Annotated in this window: 5 protein-coding genes and 1 pseudogene; 1 reads left to right on the top strand and 5 read right to left on the bottom strand. The window is 46.6% G+C overall.

Annotation, left to right across the window (positions count from 1 at the left end):
* From PsAD37_RS27575 to PsAD37_RS14020, 4 genes are all read right to left on the bottom strand, one after another.
* Positions 1–124 (bottom strand): transposase (locus tag PsAD37_RS27575; RefSeq protein ID WP_193778219.1); only part of this gene is annotated, 124 nt, incomplete at its 3' end.
* Positions 125–708: 584 nt separating this feature from the next.
* Positions 709–990 (bottom strand): GNAT family N-acetyltransferase, encoded by a 282-nt coding sequence (locus PsAD37_RS29500; protein ID WP_063296685.1) that lies wholly within the window; start codon positions 988–990, stop codon positions 709–711.
* 1,134 nt (positions 991–2,124) lie between these two features.
* Positions 2,125–2,793 (bottom strand): peroxiredoxin-like family protein, encoded by a 669-nt coding sequence (locus PsAD37_RS14025; RefSeq protein ID WP_063296683.1) that lies wholly within the window; start codon positions 2,791–2,793, stop codon positions 2,125–2,127.
* Between the two features lie 482 nt (positions 2,794–3,275).
* On the bottom strand, positions 3,276–4,139 hold the full coding sequence (locus PsAD37_RS14020; protein ID WP_063296682.1) for a LysR family transcriptional regulator: 864 nt from the start codon (positions 4,137–4,139) through the stop codon (positions 3,276–3,278).
* Positions 4,140–4,564: 425 nt separating this feature from the next.
* Here PsAD37_RS14020 and PsAD37_RS14015 point away from each other — a divergent pair, with 425 nt between their 5' ends.
* Positions 4,565–5,521: a DMT family transporter gene (locus tag PsAD37_RS14015; RefSeq protein WP_063296681.1), complete on the top strand. Its 957-nt coding sequence runs from the start codon at positions 4,565–4,567 to the stop codon at positions 5,519–5,521.
* A gap of 188 nt (positions 5,522–5,709) precedes the next feature.
* Here PsAD37_RS14015 and PsAD37_RS27565 read toward each other — a convergent pair.
* A pseudogene (locus PsAD37_RS27565) lies at positions 5,710–5,881 on the bottom strand (IS3 family transposase); the annotation flags it as partial.

Raw genomic sequence — 5,881 nt, 5'->3', positions numbered from 1 at the left:
TCTGGTTCGCGTGCACATCAAAGTCCTGAGCTAACTCACTCAAGGTTTTTTCTCCGCGAATAGCAGCAAGTGCCACTTTCGCTTTAAAAGCCGGGCTATGGTTCCGGCGAGGACGTCTGCTCATGATGGTCTCCTGTTCTTGGCATCATGCCAGTTTCAGGAGCTAAATCCACTTTCACAACCTGTCCAAATTTCCCGAGCCAGCTCTCCCTGATTACCTGAACGCCCTGTCTGAGTGTTGGGATGGAGGAAACGTAAGGTCTTGCGTCAACACCACGTCAAACGCCGTACGCATTTTGAGCTGTACATGACGCCGTTTGGTGTCGTATACTTCGTTAATGTTTTGTGAGATTTGCTAAGCGGCATCAGGCGCTTGCGGACTAAGTTATTGAAAAATAATAATAGTAGTATTTACTAAATTAGAAGATCACAACCTGAAGGCCGTAGGTTCAAATCCTACCCTCGCAACCAAATATTAAAACCCGTTGTCATCACGATGACGGGTTTTTTGTTGTCAAAAATTTGAAATAACGACAATATTTAGAGCTGTCGTACGAAGCCTGATGAGAAACAGTTTTCCGCTACACTGTGTGAAATCGGATAAGCGAGTGACAGTTATTGGCGTAAGGGCCATTTGCAGATATGCGCATATTGCCATTATGGGTTTAGACAAGTCTGATAGGTCATCTTAACTTTAGATCAGATACATTAGGAGCTTGTCATGAAACAGCCCATCCATGCTGTTCTTGAGGCTGGTGCGCCAAGCCCGCTAAACCCCTGTTTCTGCCAAAAGCGTATGGCTCTAGTATTTTTTTCATTTGCACCAACATGTACAGCTGCTACCCCATATTGTGTTGCTTCTTGCATCCATTTGTCAAGAAGTTGGGCACCCATACCTTGACCTTGAATAACTGGAAGAAGGTTCATGTGTAGATGGGCAGGAAAACCTATAGAAATCTGTTCTGGTGTTTTCTCCGGAAAGTGGATCATCTGACATCTGCGTTCTTCGGCTGTCCAGGTTGATCGCGTTCCTTCCTCTGGTAATGGGTACCTTTGTCTTAAGTTAGGCCACCACTGAGATTCTAGAACTGCCTCAAATTCAATAGTATCGTTGGTGCCTACACAATAGCCCACGACTTGATTATGGCGCTCAATTACGTAAGAGAGTTAAGGTGATAATTTTAAATATGGGGCAGAGTAAATTTGCCCCATCATTTTGTAATCGACATACAAGTGGCTTGCATCACCACTTAAATGGCCTGTTTGAACTGAAATTTGGTAGAGTGCCTCTAAATCATCGGGAACAGCCCGGTGGATTATGCTCATTTCAATGTTCCCCATCGATGTGCAATCAGTTTTACATCTTTTGAAGACCGAATACTGGTAGCAAGTTCAGGGCGATCACATCCAGCTGCAAACAAAGTCATTCTGCCAACTCTGAACTAACACCCCTGTAATCTAACAACGCGTTGTCGTGGAGTTACGTCTTAGCGCCGTGCTCTATTGAGAACTTGGTATCGAAATCTCGCAGAAGATAGAGAGTGAGAAGTCCGGCTAACATGGGCCATCCTGCGAAGAAAAGGAGGTTGGGGCTTGTGAATGGATCGAGATATCGCTCGTAAGAGACAAGAGTCGATATGACATGCATGATCAAAATGGCGCCTATTGAAAGACGTTTCTTAAATCCGACAAGAAAGCAGATGACGATGAGCGCTTGAACTCCGCCGAGTATAAACGAGAGAGCCTCGCTCATAGCTGAAAAGCCATAGAAAGCTTCGAAAGTCCTCGCTGTCGAGACTGGGTTAAGGAATTTATTTAGTGTCCAAAGGACGAACACAATCGATATACTTAAGCGCAAGCTAAACAGAGACCAGATCAAAGGAGATTTAGGCACCGTAATTGTGTTCATACAAGTATACCCTTCAGTACTTCATTAAAAATGCCCTGAAATCCAGAGCATCACTGATCAATCCTATGTATGCCGCCAGATCAGCAATTCAATTGCAAATAATCGACTTTTCGAATCCTCACGGCGTTGTGACTAAGCAAGCAGGAGCCTCTGCTATCAATTCTGGGAGAAGTGGCGGCACGTGCTGCTATCGCTTGCCGCCAATCGCTTTCAGGCTACGCGTTGGTTAGGTCTTGCTTCGCCATATCAAGGAGTTCTCGAAGAGTGTCTGCTGGTTCAGGACGTTTGGTGTAGTCTGGATTAATGTCAGCGTTCATGACTTTGCCTGTTTGGCTAATAATCAGGCGCGCCGGCATAGGGAGTTCCCAACTTTCATCTCCGTTAAAACTTGGTAGGTCGATACCGATCCCTTTATAAACCTTGCGCAGATCCTCAGGTAGAGAGAAAACGAGACCGAGCTTGCTGGTATAAAGACTACCAAGATCCGAAATGATATCGAAAGATAGGCCTTTCTCGGTTTTGGTTTTGAACGAAGCTGCTTGAGTTTGTGGTGAAATAATCAATATGTTCGCGCCAGCCTCCTGGAGCTGCTGTGAAACTTCTTCCAGAGCTTCAAGCTCTAACATGCAATAAGGGCACCACGCTCCTCGGAAAACACTGATCACCAATGGGCCGTTCTTAAGCAATTCGTTAGAGTTGACTGGTGTGCCATTCTGATTGGGCAAGGTGAAACTAGGAAGTGTATCGCCAACTTTAATAGTGCCATTCAAAATGCCTGATGCTGCCAGATCTGCAGTAGCTAGGTCCATGACATCGCGAGTTTTCTGAGGAAGTTTTTTTTCGACTTGAGCTTTTAAAGTCGCAATTTTTTCATGTAAAGACATTGTAGATGTTTCCTCTACTTAGTTGAATTGTGATCGGTCAGGTCGAGCACTGCATGAGCAAAGACTGGAAATTGAGGTCATATTGTGACTCAATTCAGGTCAAGAAGATGAGAAGGACACGAGATCGATCAAGCCGATGATCGTTTTACCATTGCCTGAAAGCGGGCAACGCGATTACTCGCGATCTGCTTATCAAGTCATATTTTCCAGTAGTGACAACGTTTGTTGGACAGTGTGAACCTGAGCCTTCGGACAAATATTATTTAGTTTGCTTTGGTCCTGAATGGATCGGGTGAGGGAAATATGACAGCACTGGCACACTTGATAAATTGGCCATTCGGTTAACGCACTATTGCTCAGGAGCAACAATCTCAGGGGATCCTGAGTTGCTGGAGCTTTGTATTGCTTTTGAATGCGGTGGGTTCAAACGACTGCTTAAGAAGTAAGCTTCATGAAGAATAACTGGAAGGGGTTGTTTGACTTCAGTATTTCTTCAAATGCTCTACGAGCGAGCGAACCCGGAAGGGAAGGAATGCACGAGATGGATATACCAAGAGGGTCTCCTGTGGTGATATCTCATAGGGCTTGAGGACGGCAACCAAAGCACCCGACTTTAATGCGCTGGTCAGATATCCCTCAGCGAGCCTCGTGAAACCTAAACCTGCACATGCAGCAATCATCAACGCTCGCCCATTATTGCTAGCCCAACGACCGGAAACCCGGACTTCAAACGTGTCGTCATTCCTGGCAAAGAGCCAGCGCAAGCCGGGCGTGATTAAACAAGAATGAGATACCAGATCCTCCGGCTCGTTTGGCTCACCATGCTCTCTCAGATAATCTGGAGAAGCACAAACCATCATCCGTCGGTTTCCTATCCTGCTAACTGTCAAATCAGGGTCTGATGGCATTCCATGACGAATTGCGAGGTCAAATTTTTCTCTGACCAAGTCTACAGGCCGGTCACTTATTTCAAGGTCAAGTTCAACCTCAGGGTGCGATCTGGCAAAATCAGCAAGAGCACTGGCCACCCAAGTCTCGCCAAATATTCCACCAGCGGCTACTCGGATACGCCCCTTTACCAGGTTTTGCTGTTCAGCTAAGTCAGCTGATAGTGCGTGTATATCTGCCAATATCTCTTTTGAACGCAGGTAATATTGTTCCCCGATATCTGTTAGGTTCACGCTGCGCGTCGTACGGTGCAGCAACAACACCCCTAAGCGATTTTCGAGATTGGAAACTCGGCGGCTAATGAATGATGTCGATACATCAAGAGACTCTGCAGCTCTTTTGAAACCGCCGTTTTCAACGACAGCACAAAACTCCATCAACCCATCAAGCTCTTTCATTGTTGCTCCTGAGCAATAGTGCGTTGACCAGATAACCGATTTATCACGCGTGCCAGTACTGCCATATATTCCTTAACCGATCCATTAAGGACCACAGCGAACAACAAAAACATAAGTCGGCAAGTTGGGCCTGTCACGGCTCAGTTATCCTAATCAATCCTGAGAACTCCAGTGAGCACTGCTCCCCGCAGACACTCTCACAGTTAATGAGGAAGTGGCGTTGCCCTCTCAGACATCCTGCTATTTTGTCGATGAGTTGCTTCTGCGAAGGACGTCACACAATGAGATCGCCTTGATTTCTAATCTGTCGTGTTAGCGACGTAAATCTCAGCATCTTCCGGGATAAACCGATACGCCGCCTCATCCGCTTTGGTCCTGCTCAATATATTGGTCAACAAGTAGACCGGTTGCGAAGGAGAAACAAAATGTTTCATGTTCAGGCCACTAAAACGGAAATGAGCAGTGTCTTATTGGAATGCCCTGTCAAGAAAATCCCAAGTCTCGTTCCAGGGATTATTGCCGGGTTCACCGCCAGTCTAATCTGGGGTGCGTATCTCTCACTCTCGCGTGTCGGAGTCACCGCAGGCCTTGATGGGTTTGATATCGCATTTCTCCGTTATATTGTAGCAGGTCCTCTCGTGCTGCTGTTTCTTTTGATCGTGCGACGCAATCCTCTCAAGCGCATCTCCCTCTTACAAGCAGCTGTTGTGTCTGTCTTGTTAGGGCCTCCCTTCGTGTTGCTCGGTGTTGGCGGCTATATTTATGCACCGTTGACGCACGGCGCCGTTATTGTTCCGGCCTCCATGATGCTTGGCGGTTTTTTGTTTGCTCGTATTTTCCTGAGCGAACAACTTGGGCTGCAGCGCATATTTGGGACGCTGATTAAACTTACTGGCCTCGCTCTCATTGCTGGTCCAGCTGCCATGACCAGTTCCTCTGAGATATTCATTGGTGACACATTTTTCATTGTGGCAGGAATGCTTTGGGCTGGCTTTAGTGTGTTGCAGCATCATTGGAAACTGAACGCGCTCGATGTGACTACAGTTGTTTCAGTTACAGGACTTTTGACTGTTGGGCCAATCTATCTCGGCGCTCGTGGCGTTGATGTTTTCACTGCGCAGTCTGCACATATTCTGGTGACCCAACTCATTGTGCAAGGTGTTCTGTCTGGTGTTATCGCTATGATTGCATTTGCTAAATCGGTCCAGATATTGGGTGCGGCCCAAGCTGCTATGTTTCCTGCTTTAGTGCCTGTTTTTGCATTGATTATCGGAGTTCCTCTAACCGGTGAAACACCATCACTTATTGAATGGAGCGGCCTCGCTACCGTCGGCGTTGGTCTGACAATTATGATGAGGAGTGCACTTAAATCTAACCGCTGAAGAGTTTGTGCTATCCCTTTTAATCCGAGGAGTTACCAGATGACACAGGAAGAAGAAAACACAGCTGTCTACGCCATCGTTCAACTGAGCATTCATGATGTTGTTGAGGGGAACTACCAGAAAGAAAACACCTTAATTCTGTAATTTGCCAGCCGCGCTGTCTTTGATGCCTGGTACCATTTTGATCAGCCCCAACCGATAATCCTGAAGTATGTGAAATCAGTCTGCCACTGCTGGTTCGGCTTTGTTGTCTTATCCTTGAACTCGTCTGCGGCCTTGATGACGACATAAGCGGGACTGGTAATCAGGTCCTGCGCTTTCAGTAGCCGGTAGACAGAAGCCTCAGATACAAAATAGCCT

It is taken from the genome of Pseudovibrio sp. Ad37 (assembly GCF_001623075.1).
GTDB lineage: Bacteria > Pseudomonadota > Alphaproteobacteria > Rhizobiales > Stappiaceae > Pseudovibrio.
This window is presented reverse-complemented; position numbering and strand designations above follow the sequence as displayed.